The organism is Emticicia sp. CRIBPO (assembly GCF_009905725.1).
GTDB lineage: Bacteria > Bacteroidota > Bacteroidia > Cytophagales > Spirosomataceae > Leadbetterella.
This window is the reverse complement of record NZ_JAAAKV010000011.1, coordinates 106,964-122,569: the sequence shown is the minus strand read 5'-3', so window position 1 is coordinate 122,569 and position 15,606 is coordinate 106,964. Positions and strand designations below refer to the sequence as shown.

The 15,606-nt window shown below is 42.4% G+C and carries 19 protein-coding genes; 1 reads left to right on the top strand and 18 read right to left on the bottom strand.

The window, feature by feature from the left end:
• Nucleotides 1–261 precede the first annotated feature (261 nt).
• The 3 genes from GVN16_RS21460 to GVN16_RS21450 all read right to left on the bottom strand — a co-directional run bounded on the left by GVN16_RS21460 (nt 262) and on the right by GVN16_RS21450 (nt 2,520).
• Nucleotides 262–759 (bottom strand): VOC family protein, encoded by a 498-nt coding sequence (locus GVN16_RS21460; RefSeq protein WP_166566006.1) that lies wholly within the window; start codon nt 757–759, stop codon nt 262–264.
• Between the two features lie 132 nt (nt 760–891).
• Nucleotides 892–1,290, bottom strand: a complete 399-nt coding sequence (locus GVN16_RS21455; RefSeq protein ID WP_166566005.1) for a hypothetical protein — start codon at nt 1,288–1,290, stop codon at nt 892–894.
• 126 nt (nt 1,291–1,416) lie between these two features.
• Nucleotides 1,417–2,520 (bottom strand): hypothetical protein, encoded by a 1,104-nt coding sequence (locus GVN16_RS21450; protein WP_166566004.1) that lies wholly within the window; start codon nt 2,518–2,520, stop codon nt 1,417–1,419.
• A gap of 289 nt (nt 2,521–2,809) precedes the next feature.
• Here GVN16_RS21450 and GVN16_RS21445 point away from each other — a divergent pair, with 289 nt between their 5' ends.
• Nucleotides 2,810–3,706, top strand: a complete 897-nt coding sequence (locus GVN16_RS21445; RefSeq protein WP_166566003.1) for a DUF72 domain-containing protein — start codon at nt 2,810–2,812, stop codon at nt 3,704–3,706.
• 42 nt (nt 3,707–3,748) lie between these two features.
• Here GVN16_RS21445 and GVN16_RS21440 read toward each other — a convergent pair whose 3' ends face one another.
• The 15 genes from GVN16_RS21440 to GVN16_RS21370 all read right to left on the bottom strand — a co-directional run bounded on the left by GVN16_RS21440 (nt 3,749) and on the right by GVN16_RS21370 (nt 15,593).
• Entirely contained in the window at nt 3,749–4,468 is a 720-nt protein-coding gene (locus GVN16_RS21440) for an SIMPL domain-containing protein (protein ID WP_166566002.1), read from the bottom strand.
• Nucleotides 4,469–4,496: 28 nt separating this feature from the next.
• Nucleotides 4,497–5,477, bottom strand: a complete 981-nt coding sequence (locus tag GVN16_RS21435) for a hypothetical protein (protein WP_166566001.1) — start codon at nt 5,475–5,477, stop codon at nt 4,497–4,499.
• Nucleotides 5,478–5,514: 37 nt separating this feature from the next.
• Nucleotides 5,515–5,865, bottom strand: coding sequence for a DUF2200 domain-containing protein (locus tag GVN16_RS21430; protein ID WP_166566000.1), 351 nt, complete (start codon nt 5,863–5,865; stop codon nt 5,515–5,517).
• Between the two features lie 12 nt (nt 5,866–5,877).
• Nucleotides 5,878–6,264: an iron chaperone gene (locus tag GVN16_RS21425; RefSeq protein ID WP_166565999.1), complete on the bottom strand. Its 387-nt coding sequence runs from the start codon at nt 6,262–6,264 to the stop codon at nt 5,878–5,880.
• Nucleotides 6,265–6,316: 52 nt separating this feature from the next.
• Nucleotides 6,317–6,871 (bottom strand): dihydrofolate reductase family protein, encoded by a 555-nt coding sequence (locus GVN16_RS21420; protein ID WP_166565998.1) that lies wholly within the window; start codon nt 6,869–6,871, stop codon nt 6,317–6,319.
• Nucleotides 6,872–6,918: 47 nt separating this feature from the next.
• A complete protein-coding gene (locus GVN16_RS21415; RefSeq protein WP_166565997.1) occupies nt 6,919–7,962 on the bottom strand; it encodes a DUF5694 domain-containing protein in 1,044 nt (347 codons plus the stop codon).
• Nucleotides 7,963–8,010: 48 nt separating this feature from the next.
• Nucleotides 8,011–8,769 (bottom strand): subclass B1 metallo-beta-lactamase, encoded by a 759-nt coding sequence (bla, locus tag GVN16_RS21410; protein ID WP_166565996.1) that lies wholly within the window; start codon nt 8,767–8,769, stop codon nt 8,011–8,013.
• A gap of 66 nt (nt 8,770–8,835) precedes the next feature.
• The gene (locus GVN16_RS21405) at nt 8,836–9,333 is read right to left on the bottom strand and encodes a hypothetical protein (RefSeq protein ID WP_166565995.1); all 498 of its coding nucleotides are present in this window, start codon (nt 9,331–9,333) and stop codon (nt 8,836–8,838) included.
• Between the two features lie 98 nt (nt 9,334–9,431).
• Nucleotides 9,432–9,821 carry a VOC family protein gene (locus GVN16_RS21400; protein WP_166565994.1) on the bottom strand — a complete coding sequence of 130 codons (390 nt, stop codon included), beginning with the start codon at nt 9,819–9,821 and terminating at the stop codon, nt 9,432–9,434.
• A gap of 116 nt (nt 9,822–9,937) precedes the next feature.
• Nucleotides 9,938–10,969: a YhcG family protein gene (locus GVN16_RS21395; protein WP_166565993.1), complete on the bottom strand. Its 1,032-nt coding sequence runs from the start codon at nt 10,967–10,969 to the stop codon at nt 9,938–9,940.
• Nucleotides 10,970–11,147: 178 nt separating this feature from the next.
• Complete coding sequence (locus tag GVN16_RS21390; RefSeq protein WP_166565992.1) at nt 11,148–11,582, bottom strand: DUF1801 domain-containing protein; 435 nt, start codon at nt 11,580–11,582, stop codon at nt 11,148–11,150.
• 142 nt (nt 11,583–11,724) lie between these two features.
• On the bottom strand, nt 11,725–13,794 hold the full coding sequence (locus GVN16_RS21385) for a S9 family peptidase (protein ID WP_166565991.1): 2,070 nt from the start codon (nt 13,792–13,794) through the stop codon (nt 11,725–11,727).
• Nucleotides 13,795–13,953: 159 nt separating this feature from the next.
• Entirely contained in the window at nt 13,954–14,451 is a 498-nt protein-coding gene (locus tag GVN16_RS21380) for an SRPBCC domain-containing protein (RefSeq protein WP_166565990.1), read from the bottom strand.
• A 7-nt stretch (nt 14,452–14,458) separates the two neighbouring features.
• Nucleotides 14,459–14,767 (bottom strand): helix-turn-helix transcriptional regulator, encoded by a 309-nt coding sequence (locus GVN16_RS21375; protein ID WP_166566079.1) that lies wholly within the window; start codon nt 14,765–14,767, stop codon nt 14,459–14,461.
• A gap of 250 nt (nt 14,768–15,017) precedes the next feature.
• Nucleotides 15,018–15,593 carry a pyridoxal 5'-phosphate synthase gene (locus tag GVN16_RS21370; protein ID WP_166565989.1) on the bottom strand — a complete coding sequence of 192 codons (576 nt, stop codon included), beginning with the start codon at nt 15,591–15,593 and terminating at the stop codon, nt 15,018–15,020.
• Nucleotides 15,594–15,606: the final 13 nt, after the last annotated feature.

The window sequence follows — 15,606 nt, the reverse complement described above, 5'->3', positions numbered from 1 at the left end:
GAGGGCGGAAAAACGGGAAAAGACTTTGTCGTGTACCCCGACAAATTCGGGGACGATGGAAGAAACCTGCCAGGCCTGAGGGTTGCACCCGAGGGGAAAAATTAGTTTAGAGTTTTATTTAAAAGCCCTGTAGGGGTGACACACTGGTGGCATGCAGATTTTAGAAACAAACAAAGCCCCATCGGGGCGACATATTTTGTTATCGATTAAAAAGCCTCCCGATTCCAAAGTGGAACCGGGAGGCTTTTTTTTATAAGAATCTTATCCGTTATATGCATCCATCAAAGTCCTGATGTCCAGTTTTCTCATGGAATACATGGCAGTCTCCATTCTTTTATAGGCGTCTGACTCATAATCGGCTGAGAGTTCGTTGAATAATACCGGTGTTACCTGCCAGGATACGCCGAATTTATCTTTCAGCCAGCCGCACATGCTTTCTTCTCCGCCGTTTTCGGTGAGTTTTTCCCAGTAATAGTCAATTTCTTCCTGGGTTTCACAATTGATGATCATCGACATGGCCTCATTGAATTTAAATATCGGACCACCGTTGAGGGCCATCAGTTCCTGGCCATCGAGGTAGAAAAGGATGGTCATCACACTTCCGGCGGGCTTGCCATGGAATTCAAATCCCTGTTTTCCGTAACGGACGATTTGTCCGACGGAGGAGTTCTTAAATATAGAAGTATACAATTTTACTGCCTCTTCTGCGTCTGAGTCAAACCAGAGACAATTGGTGATGCGTTGCGTTACAGCTGCCATAATTCATTGATTTTGAGATTGATAATAATATATGACAAAGGTAAAAATGATCGTTCCGCTGAACCAAGTCTCATTGCGACAGTTTCAGGGGGTGGGTGCGACTTTCGGTTACTCAAAAGTATAAATCATTCTTTAGGCACCACCTCTTGGAAATTCTCCGCCAAAAATCTTCCCACCCAGCCACGCTGAAGGCAAAGCCAGCACGATTAATGAAATGGCATACCAGCGTGGGGGCGTGTCCCACATGACTACAGCACCGGCGATGCTGAGTGCCAGTCCGATAAAGCCCCCGATCATGGCGTGACGCATAGGTTTACTCGGGGCTAGTCTGGCGGTAAGGTAAGAGCCGAAGGTAGAGAAGGCATTCCGGTAAAGTATCGCCAATATGATAAACCAGGTCGGGTTAGTATCAAATGGCTGTTTCATGATGTCAGTCATATTAAGAATCAGGTCTGTGGCGATGGATAAAATTACCACGACCAGAAATCCGGCCAGGATGGCTACAATGCTCTTGAAGGTATTTTTGCTCATTTTTTAAGGGGTTTGGGGTTGTTTATTTCAAATATATGGAAAAAAGCCGTAGGCTTTAAGCTGTAAGGTCTTTTCTAACAGACTTTAAGGCCAGTGCTTAAATGCTAGTTATTTCCAAGGCCGTGTTTAATAAATCAGGTATCTGACTTTTAATTTCCCGTCAATTTTTCCTTTTACTCCAAGGTCCACTTTAATCCGGAATGTCACAAGGAACGCTTTGTTTTTTAATTCCGGAAATAACCTTGGTTGTTCAATCTCTTTTACCTCCTCAATTTCAAAGATAGAATCGGGGTCCCGGTTCAGGTTGAAACCCTCGGGTATGCCTGACCATACGGGTTTCTCTTCACGAAACAGGATGGTCCAACCTTTCCTGTCTACGGGGCCGGTGATCAGCTTGTTTTTAAGAAGAGAGTATCTTTCCTCTTGTGTGAGTCTCCACGAATTACCATTGATGATAAAAATACTCCCTACATCCTTTATGACGAAATTATAACACGAGTTGCTGGAGACCATCAACATTCCCCATCCTTCGTCGAAGGTATTCATTCCTTCTCCGTTCAATTTTCCTGTTTTGTCAAAGAACGCCCCTTCGAAAGTGGGCCTCTTGGTGTTTTTGGCATTTGTAACTGTGAGCGAATCTCTTCTGCTATGAGTCACTCCATGCTGGTTAAAAGCAGTTAGATAGAGATAATAAGTGCCATTGTTTTCTATGATAAAATCGGGGCTTTCGGCTTTTGATGTGTAGCCGGCGTATTCTCCTTTTTTAATCAGCTTCCATTCGTAATTCGTACTCAGGGCAGACATGTTGATCGTTTTTAGCATCCCGTCAGTTCCTGTTTCGTAAGTGAAATTGGCGAAGGGCTTTGGCGTTACGCTCGAAATGTATATAAGTTTTTGCTGGCTGTCGACACCTTTTTGGTTAGAAACGGTGAGTTTTACATTATAACTACCGTTCGCTTTATAATTGACCTGCCTCTCCCAGGTTCCATAGTTGACAAGTACCTTGCGGATGGTGTCTTTTATCACCTCGCCATTACCAAAATCAAGTAAAAAAGCATCGCCTTTCTGAAATGAGAAATTGATTGAGGCTGAGCCGTTGGCACCTAAAGTGTAGCTGATGTCCGCTTTAGGGGCCTTTACTTCATATGGTTTTATAGCAGGGTAAGAGGACTCTTGCTTGCATGAAAACATGAAAAGGATAATAAGAGATAGGGCGACAATGTTTTTCATAGTTTGTAAATGTATTTAGCTATGACCAATATAGAATGGTGATTATAGTTTGTAAGTGTTTGTTTATTAGGCAAATATAGGTTTTTTTTGGTTGTATCGCATGGCCTTTTTTTAAACAGATATGTGACGCAGCTGTCTACTCTCCCAAAACTCTCTTACCAATCCTATATTTTATTAGTTGGTTATTGCAAAACGGGTAGAGCTATTTGCAATGCCAACCTTTTTAGCTTATTTATCAGAAATGAAAAATTATCGTTAATTTAACAGCAGCAATTAAAACATTTCGAAAATGAAATTTGGAAAAATAGAAGACGCCGGAGAAGTAAGCTTTGACCTTCCTGCCGACCACGCCGATACCACTCGTATCCTGGCAAAGGCCTCCAAACCTGATAAGCCGCAGGTGTATCTTGGCTGTGCCAAATGGAACAAGACAGATCTCAAGGGCTTTTACCCGAAAGGTACCAAAGACGAACTGGCATATTACTCGACCCAGTTTAACAGCATCGAACTGAACGCGACGTTTTACAATAACTTTCCGGTGACCACCATCGAAGGATGGCATGATAAAACCGGGCCGGATTTTAAGTTTTTCCCGAAGATTCATCAGAATATTTCACACAGGAAAAGATTAAAAGACGCAGCTGAACTTACTTCTGTATACCTCGACGGGATTGCTCATCTGCAGGAGAAACTGGGCATGCTGTTTTTACAGATGCCGGATAACTTCGCTCCAAAGAACTGGGAAATACTGAAAGAATACCTGAGTGTATGGCCGTCCGGGTTTCCGTTGGCGGTGGAGCTCAGAAATGAAGGCTGGTATGACGGTTCATGGGACACCGGTCTTTTATGTGAACTGCTGGAAGAAAAAAACATCGCCCATGTCATCTGTGACGTGGCGGGTCGCCGCGACCTGCTGCATATGCGTCTGACGAGCCCTACGGCGTTTGTACGCTACAACGGGGCCAATGTGGCGTCTGATTACACGCGTCTGGATGATTGGTATGAGAGACTGAAAGAATGGATCAGCCAGGGCATTCAGAATATCTATTTCTTCATTCACCAGAACCTGGAAGAAGAGTCGCCGCTACTGGCTGCCTATCTTATTCAGAAACTGAATGCAGATCCGGGCCTGGGCCTTCATGTTCCTCAGTCTGCGAGCACCGGACAGATTGGTATTTTTAAATAAAACATAGGGCCTGAAGCTTAAACTTCAGGCCTTATTTCTATATTATTTGATAAACCATTCCATATTGAGTGTGTCCCGCAGCACTATATCGTCAGGCGTAAAATTAAATGCCTGCATGTCTCCTACCTGTTTGGCTGCTGCATAATCCTGGATGCGTTCCATGCTTTGCATGCCGGCATCTCTGCTCCACGAACCGTAAGAGATCGCTTTTATGCCAGCCAGTCTGATGTTTGAAGCTTTGGATATGACCCCGGCTTTATCGTTGGCGTCTTTTACAGCCATTTCTATGACCTGGGCCTGGGCTTTTTGTTTCAGAGCTTCCGACAGTTCAAACTCAAAGCTAAAGTCGACAGGTTTCTCGCTTTTCGAAAACTCACTGACAATTTTCTGCAATACTGCCTGACTGTAGCCAAACTCGAGCCTGATATTCTGTGAAGCCACATACCCGCTGTCTATCGTCCTGTTATCACGATAGATGATGTTTTTCGAAACCGTAAAGCGGGTTGTTTTGATGTCTTTTTCATTAAATCCGAGTTGTTTCAGAAGTCCGTTGTAGTGATTGGACTTCTCTCCGAGGGCCTTAATGGCGTCCGACATGGCGGGTTTTATTTCAGAGACAGAGATGTTGAGAATACCCAGGTCGGGTTTTACACTTATTTTGGCTGATCCCGTTACATTTAATGTTGGTTTTGCTGGCAATTGCACTTGTGCGAATCCGGAAATTGAAGTAAAGAGGAGGAGGATGGCTGTTATTTTTTTCATTTTGTCTGTTATTTGTTAGTCAGTAATATTAACCTCTGACCTTACCATAAAATTGTTTCATGGTGTTAATTCTGTTTTTTACTAATTTGGATTTCATGGGTTCGAAAGTGTAAACGTCTTTCCCCGCCTGACGGACTATGATCCTGAAGGGTTGTCCGAGTTTCTGCGTAAAATGATACACAGAAAGGTATTCTGCCAGATCTTCGTGGGTGCTGCTGAGCGAATATAAGGAAACAAAAGGGGTTTGCTGGAGTGCCCGATAAAGGCCTGTTGCTTTGTCTGCCGGAACAACTTTCCCGGTCCGGAAACGGGTGTTTTGAAGGATCTCGTCGCTGTATTTTGAAGCAAGTGTTGTCCGCTGTTCCCATATACCGGATGTAAACCCGTTCTTGCCAAAATCGGCATTGTTTTCAGGGAGAGGCATCATGGCTAGTGCACCGTCCACCACATGGGTGCCTTCATGCAATAGCAGATACAACAAAGCTTCCAGTTTGCCTGCATCGACAGAAACACTCCAGTCTGAATTGGTGGTATCAAAACAGGTTTGTTCTTTGGCAGTCAGCCAATCTGATACATTCTGGTTCAGTATACCGGCACGGATGGTAATGTTAAATACCTTGAAAGAATCAGTTGTATTGAGTGTGGAGGTCAGGGCATTGTTCGGCATATTGTCGACGAAGCTGATGCTCGCCAGGTGATCTTTCAGAACGGACTGATGCAATGCCGGTAGTTTTTTTAAGGCGAGATCTACTTTTTTATATTCCTCCGGTGTAAGTGCGTGCTCTGTCGGATTCATACCGGCATTGTGAAATATGGTTAATACCCTTTCTGGTGCAGGTGAAATCCTGGAAATTAATGGCGTATCCGGGCTCAATCCATATTTTTTCTGAATGTCGTCCTTCTTTTCTGCCTGGGCGAAAGCCGGGTTAATGGCCGATGAAAAAAAAATGCTTAGCAGAAAAACGAACAGGATCGAAGCGTTTTTAAATGTTGTTGTTTGAGTTGTCATTCTGACTGGTTTTGGGTTCAGGAAAGGCCTGTTCCTGTTATTTTCTTAAGATTTTTTCCATCACCTTGCCTTTTGCCAGTTCGTCAACCAGCTTATCCAGGTAGCGGATTTTCTGCATGAGGGGATCTTCAATGTCCTCTACGCGGTAACCACAGATAACGCCCGTGATTTTTGAAACGTTCGGATTGAGTTGCGGAGCCTGTCCGAAAAAATCTTCAAAATTGGTTTTGTTTTCCAGTATCTCCTGAAATGTTTGCTGATTGTAGCCTGTCAGCCAGAAAATAATTTCATCAACCTCTTCTTTTGTACGTCCTTTTTTCTCTGCTTTGGCGACGTAAAGCGGGTACACTCCCGCAAAAGACATTTTATATACCCTGGTATTGATCATTTTTGATTTGTTTTACTTTTTTGTTTTCGATTTCGGTGGCTTCTGCTCATTTTCCTGCTTTCTGAACCTGATCATTCTTGCAATCATTTCCGTAGGGAGTTCGTCTTTATTCGGTAACTGGATCACCGATTTTGAAACCTTATAATTTTTCAGTTCGCTTTCAAATTCTTTCAGAAACTCTGCACTGAAAGGGTTTGAAATGGAGACGTGATTAGGAAAACCTGCATAATAGATCAGGTATCCCAGGTACTTGAAACATGGAATCTGGTAGCTGATGACCTCTTCAACCCCGGGCACGATTTCATGGATTATTTTCCGGATGGTCTCCATTCTTTCCCTGATTTCCGGGGGGAATTCTGCCTGGTATTCGTCAATGTTCTTAAAATCTGTTTTTGCCATGTTGCTCTGTTTTTAGGTTGAATTTACAACTTTTTGATTATTTGTCAATACCTCAGCTTCTTATGGTCTCGTAGTAAAAAGTCACCGCACCACAGCCAAATGTCTTAGTTCTCAGGAGTTTAAGGTCGACCCTTTCTTTTATGTTTTTGAACAAAGTCAGGCCGTTTCCGAGAATGACGGGCTGCACAGATATCTGGTATTCGTCGATTAAGCCGAGTTGCGTTAAGGCCGCAATCAGCCCCGGGCTGCCCACCAGGATATAATCGCCCTCCTGTTGTTTTAATTCCAGGATATCTTCTTTAATGAGCTCATTTTTTAACACAGTGTTTTTCCAATCCACATGCTGAAGTGTGCGGGAATAAACGATTTTCGGAACATTGTCTATAATGACTGCAAATTTATCTGTCGCCTCATTGCCGGTCGGAGTCTCCACGACAGTTGGCCAGTAACTTTCCATAAGCTGATAGGTAACCCTGCCATAGATGAGGTCGCCTGCATTACCCAGGAGTTCATTGTAATGTTCATGAATTTCGTCATCGGCAATCATGGCCGTGTGGTCACAAAAGCCGTCGAGGGTCATGTTCATGGCTGCAATCAGTTTTCTCATGGTCGTTTTCGATTTCAGGTATTTATAACACCATGATCGGCTCAGAATTATTCCATTTCATTGATATTTCTTACCGTAACACCCGGCATCTTCCTGAATATGTCTTGCATGTACTTCCTGTGATTAGCTCCGGCTACAACAACTACTTTGCTCAGCCCCAACGCCCTGGACTGATTAACGACATTGTCGCACATGCCCTTGTTTCTCATGAGCCACCAGTGCAGTTGAGAAAGCATCTCTTCTTTCGGGAAGTTCTTTATGTTGTATATTTCCGGGTAATAGAAGTCGCCCGAAGACATAATGAGAGAGGCTTCGTCGGTATTCAGCCATTCCGTCACGTTTTTCGAGGTTTTCTCTATACCTCCCATTCTTTCAAACCCTTTATCTCTTTTAGCCAGCATTGCTTTTAATTCAGCTGCTGTTGTGTCTTGTTTGAGTAGTTCAAATTTAGAATTGAACGCCACGGCAGAGGCCGACCAGTTCAGATCATAATCCTGGGAATCCATAGGAAGCAATTCCTGAACTTTCAACTCCAGCATCAGCGGAAATGTGATCAGGGCGTATTCAGAAGTTTTCAGCCTTTTCATACTTCTTCCTGATACATCCAGTTGAGGACTCAGTAATTTGTCAACATAGTTTTGAAGCTCAGCACCCGGTACTTTCTGCAGCTTGTCGAAAACCTGCCAGAACTGATAGTGGGCATTGGCCACGTCCTGGTTGAGATAGTAAGCATGGGCTAGGTCGGTTTTTATCCGGTAGTCTCCCGGGTTTCGCAGTGATAATTTTTTCAGACTGTCAATGGTTCCCGGCAGGACTTCCGTGGGGATATTCCTGTTTGCTTTAAGTATTTCGAGGCGTTTGAGATTATACCCTTTACACCAGTAGTCCTGAACAAGCCGCTCGTCTTCCTTGCTTAGAAATTCTCCGAAGAACCCTGTGGGTTTAAATTTCCTGATTTTGCTTTGAATAGCTGAGAAATCCTGCGGAGGGTAGTTGCTGTAGTTGTGTGAAGCTCCGATCAGCAGTACTTCTACTTTTTGAGCATACACATTGATGGTTGTTAAGAGAATGAGAAAAACTGAGTACTTCATATTTTGTTGATTTTATTCTGGGCTATTTGTCAGACGAGATATATTATTTCATGGATTTTTAAACAATTGGATTGTGTAATCGAGTATTTTCTGATCCCCGATCTCTCCGTGGCCCGGAATCACAATTTTTACATCAGGATAGGCCTTTTTAACTTTTTCTACGGTACCAGACCACGCCGCTACGTTGGCGTCACCCAGATAGCCCTTTCCCGCTTCTGATTCCTTTATCAGGCAGCCTCCAAATATGATGTTCTCACTCGGAAAATAACCCACGACATTGTCTTTTGTATGCCCTTCTCCGAAAAACCTGGCGATAATTTTTTCATCGCCGACTTTCAGAATCAGGGAATCGCTGAAGCTGTTTTTGGGTACAACAAACTTGTTTTCTTTCGCCAGTTCAATGGTTTTGGAGTAGGCATAAGAAGGAATGTTATTGTCATCAAAAGCTTTAAGCCCACCTGCACTGTCATCATGGAAGTGCGTAGGGATAATCGCGTTTATTTTGCAATGAAGCTTCTCTTTTATCCATTTGATCAATTCTTCTGAGTTTTTGTCGTTGGTGGGTGTGTCGAAAATAATCACTTCATCATCGTCTCTCACGATAAGGCCGTTACAGGGAACATTCCCGAAATCATTGGTTTGTTTAAATGAGGTATGTTCAAAAGAGTTTTCGGCAATCTGGGTTATAATTAAATCCTTCGATTTATAAATCTCCTTGGGTTCGAACGGCTCCTGTTTTTGAGAACTGCAGTTTAAAATCGTCACTGAGCTTGCAACGATCAATAGTGTTTTTATAATAGCTTTCATTTTTGTTTTTTCTGGTTTTTGTTTTTTTATGGTGTTTCGGTAAATATGTCTGAAGGGTCTGTCTGTTTACATTCCGCCTGTCATCATGGATACATAATAGTTGGCACAGTGAAGTGAGATCATCAGTAATATTTCTTTGCCAGGCAGAGATTCAAAATTGTCCGATGTTGTTATCTGATATTCATAGAGCAATTTGGTCCATTTTATGTCCGGTTTCATAACTAAAAGCTCCACACCTTCCTGGTCTGCGAGGGTATATGATTCTTTAAAAATACCTTTATGCCTGAACGTGTAGCCTTTGCTGAGGTCATTAAAATATGTCTCTATGACGATTTCTCCGTTCCAGTTCATTTTGAATTTCAACAGTACTTTTTCGTTGTCTTTGAGTTCTATCGTTGTACCCCAGAACCCTTTCGGCTCCACCTGGTAGCTGATGTTGCCGGGGATTTCTATTAACGCATTAAATTTAAACCAGCTTTTGTAAGATAGTTTCCCGGCCGGTTGACCACCTTTTGTCAATTCAAAAGACAATGGGTTGCTTGATTTTGCCTGGTATTCTGCCATGAATGTTTGATTTGATGATGTTTGTTGTATTTAATTCCCGGATATGTGAATTTAAGACAAATTTTGCAAAGCGACAAAGTGTCCCGCGGATTTGATGACTACATATCAGGACGTCCGAAAAATAGCACATAACCATCAGCATCTTTTATTTCAAAACCTTTTAAATTGTCACTGTTGACATGAAGCGGTTTGCTGAACGACACCTCATTTGAACAGTATTCTTCGAACAGGGTGTCCGGATCTGCAGTAGCAATATAAACATCCCAGGGAGCCCATTCATGGCGGGTATGATTGGGAAGAGGTTTTATTTCAGGAGTGATGGCTTTAAGCATTATAGAAATGTTATCCCGGCCAACGATGGCCCAGTAAACGTCGTCGTCCGGCCCCATATACCGGATTTCGAACCCAAGCTTACCAACATAAAATGCTACCGAAATCTTCAGGTCGTCAACAATAAAAAAGGGCCATATTTGTGAGAGGTTTGTCATGGCTTGAATTTAGATAATTTTTCTGGTAAAACTGCAAGCAACCTTGCTGCAGCCATAAAACTCAGATATTATCTTTGAACTCTGTTCTTCTGGTTTGATACGAATTTACAAATCAATTATTGATTTTCGGAGGGAACTAATGAATTTTCCTTTTCGTCAAAATTCTCCAGTTCTTTGTTTAATTCTTCCAAAAGTTGTTGCTCAGTTGGCAGGTACAATTCGTACTGGCTTGCGATGATCTGTTTTTGATTCTCGGGTAATGTAAAGCGGACAACCGCATCATTTTTATTGGCACAAAGTAAAATGCCGATTGTTGGATTTTCATGTGGCAGTTTCTCGATCCGGTCGTAATAGTTTACATACATCTGCAGTTGCCCGAGGTCCTGATGCGTGAGTTTTGTGGTTTTGATTTCGATAATAACAAAACATTGCAGCAAACGGTTATAAAATATCAGATCAACAAAAAAGTCATCACCTTCAAGATGTATTCTTTTCTGTCTGGCCACAAAAGAGAACCCATTACCCAGTTCCAATAAAAATTCCTGGAGATGTGTTATGATTGCTTTTTCGAAATCTCTTTCGTAGTATGAAGGCTCTCTTTTCAGACCAAGAAATTCTAAAAACATCGGGTCTTTGATGATTTCTTTTGCATCGGAAGGTAACTTTTCATTTTTGGCTACCGCGAGAACGCTTTTTTTGTCATTACTCATCAGGAGACGTTCGTACAAACTGCTGTAAATCTGCCTTTCCAGTTGGCGTACTGTCCAGTTGTTCTTCACTGTTTCGGCCATATAAAATGCTATTTTGTCTTGATTGTCAATCCTTATAAGTAATTTATACTGGCTCCAGCTCAATTGCGAATACAGTGTATTCGCAATTGGAAACGTGCGGTGAAACTGTCTGAATAATTCAATCTGTCGTTTTGAAAATCCACTGCCGAATTCTGGTTCCAGTTCATTGGCGATGTACTCTGTAAGGTATTTTCCGTAATCTGCCCGGTCTTTGCCTTCCTGCTCTTCTTCAAAAATCCTTTTGCCAATGTGCCAGTACATCAAGGTCCGATGGTGGTCAACTGCACGAATTGCATTTTCTTTTGATTGTGTAATAATGGATTTTATATCCGCTATAATGGATTGGTTGGTAAGCATTGTGTAAATCTGTGTTAAAAAGTATAATGGATAATTTTGAAGACCAAAAATAAGAATATATTTTATTACCTTCCTGAAAAAGCGGTGATTTTTGAAAAATATTCAGGACCGATACCGGCCATTGTCCCATGAACTGATTCATAAGATGATTTGACCTTATTCCAGGCGTTTTGTCATTTTATGCTTGTTCACTAGTCGCCTCAACGCCATATCGGATTGCCGCCTGAAGTGTATCAATGTTTATGTCTTTCAGGACTTTAAATTTGATGCAATAGCCTGTGACACTGGCTTTGCCCAGGGTTTTTCCATAAGTATCGGCTAAGTATTTTTTGTCTTTTATACCGAGAATGTAGACAGAGATCCCGGTCGTGTTGGCACTCATGCCAATCTGGTAAAATTCCCTGGTTTTTCCGTCCGCATATTTTATGGTGTAAGACCCGTAACCTATATTGGGGTTGGAAACTACCTTACCTTCGCTGTCAGTGCCATCCAGAAACCATAGTTTGCATGCGGGCATCACCTCAAGAATGGAGCGATGCAATGCTGTCATGTCAATGCGTTTGGCATCCGGCTGACCGGCGATATACGCTTCAATTTGTTCTTCTGTATTCATATAAATTTAGTTATACTCTCTTTAGCCTGTTTTCTGCGTTTTAGTCTTTATGAACAGAGAAAGACCTCAAAACCGATACTGAAAAAGGCCCCGCTGCCGGAATTTGTCCCGTTGCCGGGGCCTGAATTTCTGAATTATGCTGTCATTTCTTCACTTCGCCTACAGGTATCACAACCTCTTCTCCCCAGATATATTTGTTAAACCACTGCCAGTTGTGCCATGTGGCTGCAAGTCGTTCTTTCGGCTTATTAATACCATGTCCGAAGCCTTTATATACAATCAGTTCTGTAGGCACACCTTTGTCGCGAAGTCCCTGCAGTAACTGATAAGCATTGGGTATCGGCACACGTTTGTCAAATTCTCCGTGCTGGATCAAGGTGGGTGTTTTGGCCTGGTTAATGTAAGTCATAGGGGAGGTCTTCTTATAAATTTCTTCATCACTCCATGGGGTCGCCTTTAAATACTGCCGGGTGAACGGATGGATATCGGTGTTCACATAGTACGTCATCCAGTCTGAAATGCCTGCACCCACAGAAACAGCTTTGAACACATCGGAAGTAGTGGTCAAAAAGGCAGAGATATACCCTCCCTGGCTCCATCCCATACAGCCCATTTTGTTTTTGTCAATCAAACCTTTGGAATCCAGGTAATCAACTCCTGACAGCACATCCCAGGCATCACCCACTCCAAGGTTCCTTACATTGAGCGAACGGAATGCTTCACCATATCCTGCCGATCCGCGATAGTTCGGGCGAAGTACAAGGCAACCCTTGTCCAGCCATTGCACGATAGGATAGACATAAGAAGGAACGGGTGTCGGGGTGTCAATACCCGTAGGGCCTCCATGTATGACCACCAGCAACGGATATTTTTTTGTCGGATCATAATTTTTCGGTTTGTGCAATACCCCTTCAATGGTGGCACCATCCTTACTTTTCCAGCTGATTACTTCGCTTTGAGCCGTTTTCCAGTTGGCAATCTGACTGCTGAAGTCGGTTATCTTTTCAGGCTTGGGTGAAGCCGTTGATAAGGTAAAAATCTCAGTAATCTGATCATCATTTCTTCCTGAAAAAGCCAGACGCTCACCGCTTTTTGAGACAGAAAAATCAAAGATCTGGTCAGGTGCGTTTAACAACACGGTGTGACTTCCTGTCCTGGGATCAATCTTGTACAGATGCCGCTTCATTTTATTGAATGCCGAAGTGTAAATTCCGGTGCTTCTCCAGACTAACCCCCCGAAATACTCATCCAGGTTCTTGGCTAATTGCCGTGTCGTTTTATCTGTAATATTGATGCTGAACAACTTTGGATTGGTGTAAAAATTAGAGGTGGTGTCAGCAAGACTGGTGGTAAACAGCACTTCCTTCGAGTCAGGCGACCAGGCCTCAATGTCATCAGAACTCGGATTGGTAACTAAGGGAGTTATTTTTTTACTGCTTATATCCAGCAGGGAAATGTCTGATTTTGTAAATGAGTTGATCAGGGGATCGGGTTGGTGTACGAAAACAATTTTCGTCCCGTCCGGTGAAATCAGAAAAGAATTAACTGTGTATTTCCCTTCCGTCAATTGCTGAGCCTTGGGCAATTCGATACATCCTGCCTTCGCTTTTAATGAATCTGCCTGCTCATAACAAGGCAGTTCATTAGGGTTTCTCTGTTCGGGACTAAATTCCACCTGCCATAAATGGGATAAAGTAAATTCTTTATCATCTGCCTCAAACCCTCCGTATCGCTTCTCAAGTTCCTTTTTAGTTTTGTTCTCTTTCTCATTTTTCAATAAAACGAATTTTGTCCCGGAGGGATGCCAGTCGAAACCATTGACACCTTCTTCTTCCTTTGTAATAGGCATGGCTTCCCCTCCGTCTGTCCGGATCACATAAATCTGGCTTTTATTTCCGCGGTCAGTCAGAAAAGCAAGCCACTGCCCGTCGGGAGAAAAAGCAGGGCTTGTACTGCTTCCTTTGGCGGTGTTGGTCAGTTGAAACGGTTTAGCCCCGTTTCTTGAAAGCCATATTTCGGTATCGACCCGGTTATCATTCCAGTCGGTTGTGGATACACCATACGCAATCAGTTTTCCATCCGGAGAAATAACTGGCGAACCGGCACTCCGCAGGGAAATGACCTGCTCAAAGGAGGGTACAACCTGTTGGGCAAAAGACTGGCTTGTCAGGCTTGCTGCCACGATAATGGCTGATGTCAAAAATGTTTTCATGCTAAGTTTAGTTTTTGGGAGAGTCTGTTAGTTTTTTCAAGATGACACTTTAATTAAGGTCACAATATACTATAAAATAATTGTCATTTAAAGTGTTGAAAACTAATGGCATAAACGATATTAGCTCAAGAAATACACATCATAATGCAATCCTGAGAATCACGAATCAGCGTTTGGTTCTGCCAGCAACTCTTCGAGACTATTCAAGGTCATGGCAAAGCCTTGTTTGAAACCTTCCAGAAGTGCCTCCAGGCGTTCAATGGACTCGTTGTAAATGCTGATGCTGACTTTTGTTATGCCGTTTTGTTCACTGAAGCTCAGATCCCAGTCAGAACCTGGTAACTGAAGGTTTTCGTCCTCATCCGAAAAGGCATTGAAAAATTTGAAATTGGTTTTCGGGGTAATGGAAGTGTATTGATGAACGGCCCAGCGTTCATCTCCTTCAGGGCTTACCATTGCATAAAACCTTCGTCCGCCTTCTTCAAAATTCATGATTTTTGTCCTGGAGGTAAAGGGTTTAGGTGCCCACCATTGATCAAGAATTTCCTGTTTGGTGAAAGCGTCCCATACCTTCGGAAGGTCTGCAGCAAATTCTCTGTTGATGTAAACCATTTTTGTCGGTTTGTCGAAGTTGAAATCAAATAGCATGTTGTTCATTTTTTTGTTATTTCATTGTTTTTAATAAATCTTCAAGTTGATTGAAACGGGTTTCCCAGATTTTGCGGAATTGTTCCATCCATTGGTCTACTTCTTTCATTTTGTCTATTTCAAGTGAATAATAAATTTCTCTGCCTGAAATCTGCTGTTTTACCAGTTCGCATTCCGTCAGTATTTTGATATGTTTTGATACCGCCTGCCTGCTGGTCTGAAAATGTTCTGCAAGTGCATTGGGTGTCATCGCCTGCAAAGCAATGAGTACAATAATGGCCCGTCTTGTAGGGTCTGCGATGGCCTGAAAAATGTCTCTCCTTATTTCCATGGTAAATTATTTGCTACTATCTGGTTGCAAATATAAGTGCAATTATTTGGTTGCACAAACTTTTTTGTGAAATATTTTTTTGACAGAGTAAAAATTTCTGAAGATGAATGAGGTGTATGATTACTCCTTTAATGATAGGAGAAAGTTAATGCCAGATAGCTTGCTTAGATTTGTATATGTATCCAGGTCTTTGACCGCTGAATCTATTTTAAAAGATCTCTGTTCGCCAGTAGTAAGAATTGCATCAGGGTTGTAATTCTGTCAGCGTCCAATGGCCATCCGTCAGTTCAAACAGTTTTCTTTCGTGAAAACGGGTTGGCTTAAACGCTAAAAATTCAATTCTGATGGGTTCTATTGCATATCCGCCCCAGTTGTTGGGTCTTTTCAATTGCTGGTTTGTAAATTCAGTTTCAATGTCGCTGTATTTTTTATTCAGTGCTTCAATGTCATTTAATAGTTGCCCCTGATTACTTACGATTGAAACGATCTGGCTGTCCCTGTTGCGTTCAGCAAAATACTTGTCGGCCAGGTCGCTGTCAATATTCGTGGCATTGCCTTGTATTCTTACCTGCCTTTCGGTTTCTGTCCACCAGAAAGTCAGTGCCACTTTGTTGATTGCGTTGATCTCGACACCTTTTCTTGCAGTTAAATTCCCGGTTATGATAAAGCTGTTATCTGCCACTGCTTTGAGCGAAACAAATCTTGCATTGGGATAATCGTCTGTTCCGATGGTTGACAAACAACAAGCTGAAGGTATACTGACTTTGGTCAGTTGGAGTTCTTCGTCAAACCATTGTCTGAAAAGTGAAAAAGGTGTCATTTTATGCTGTTAA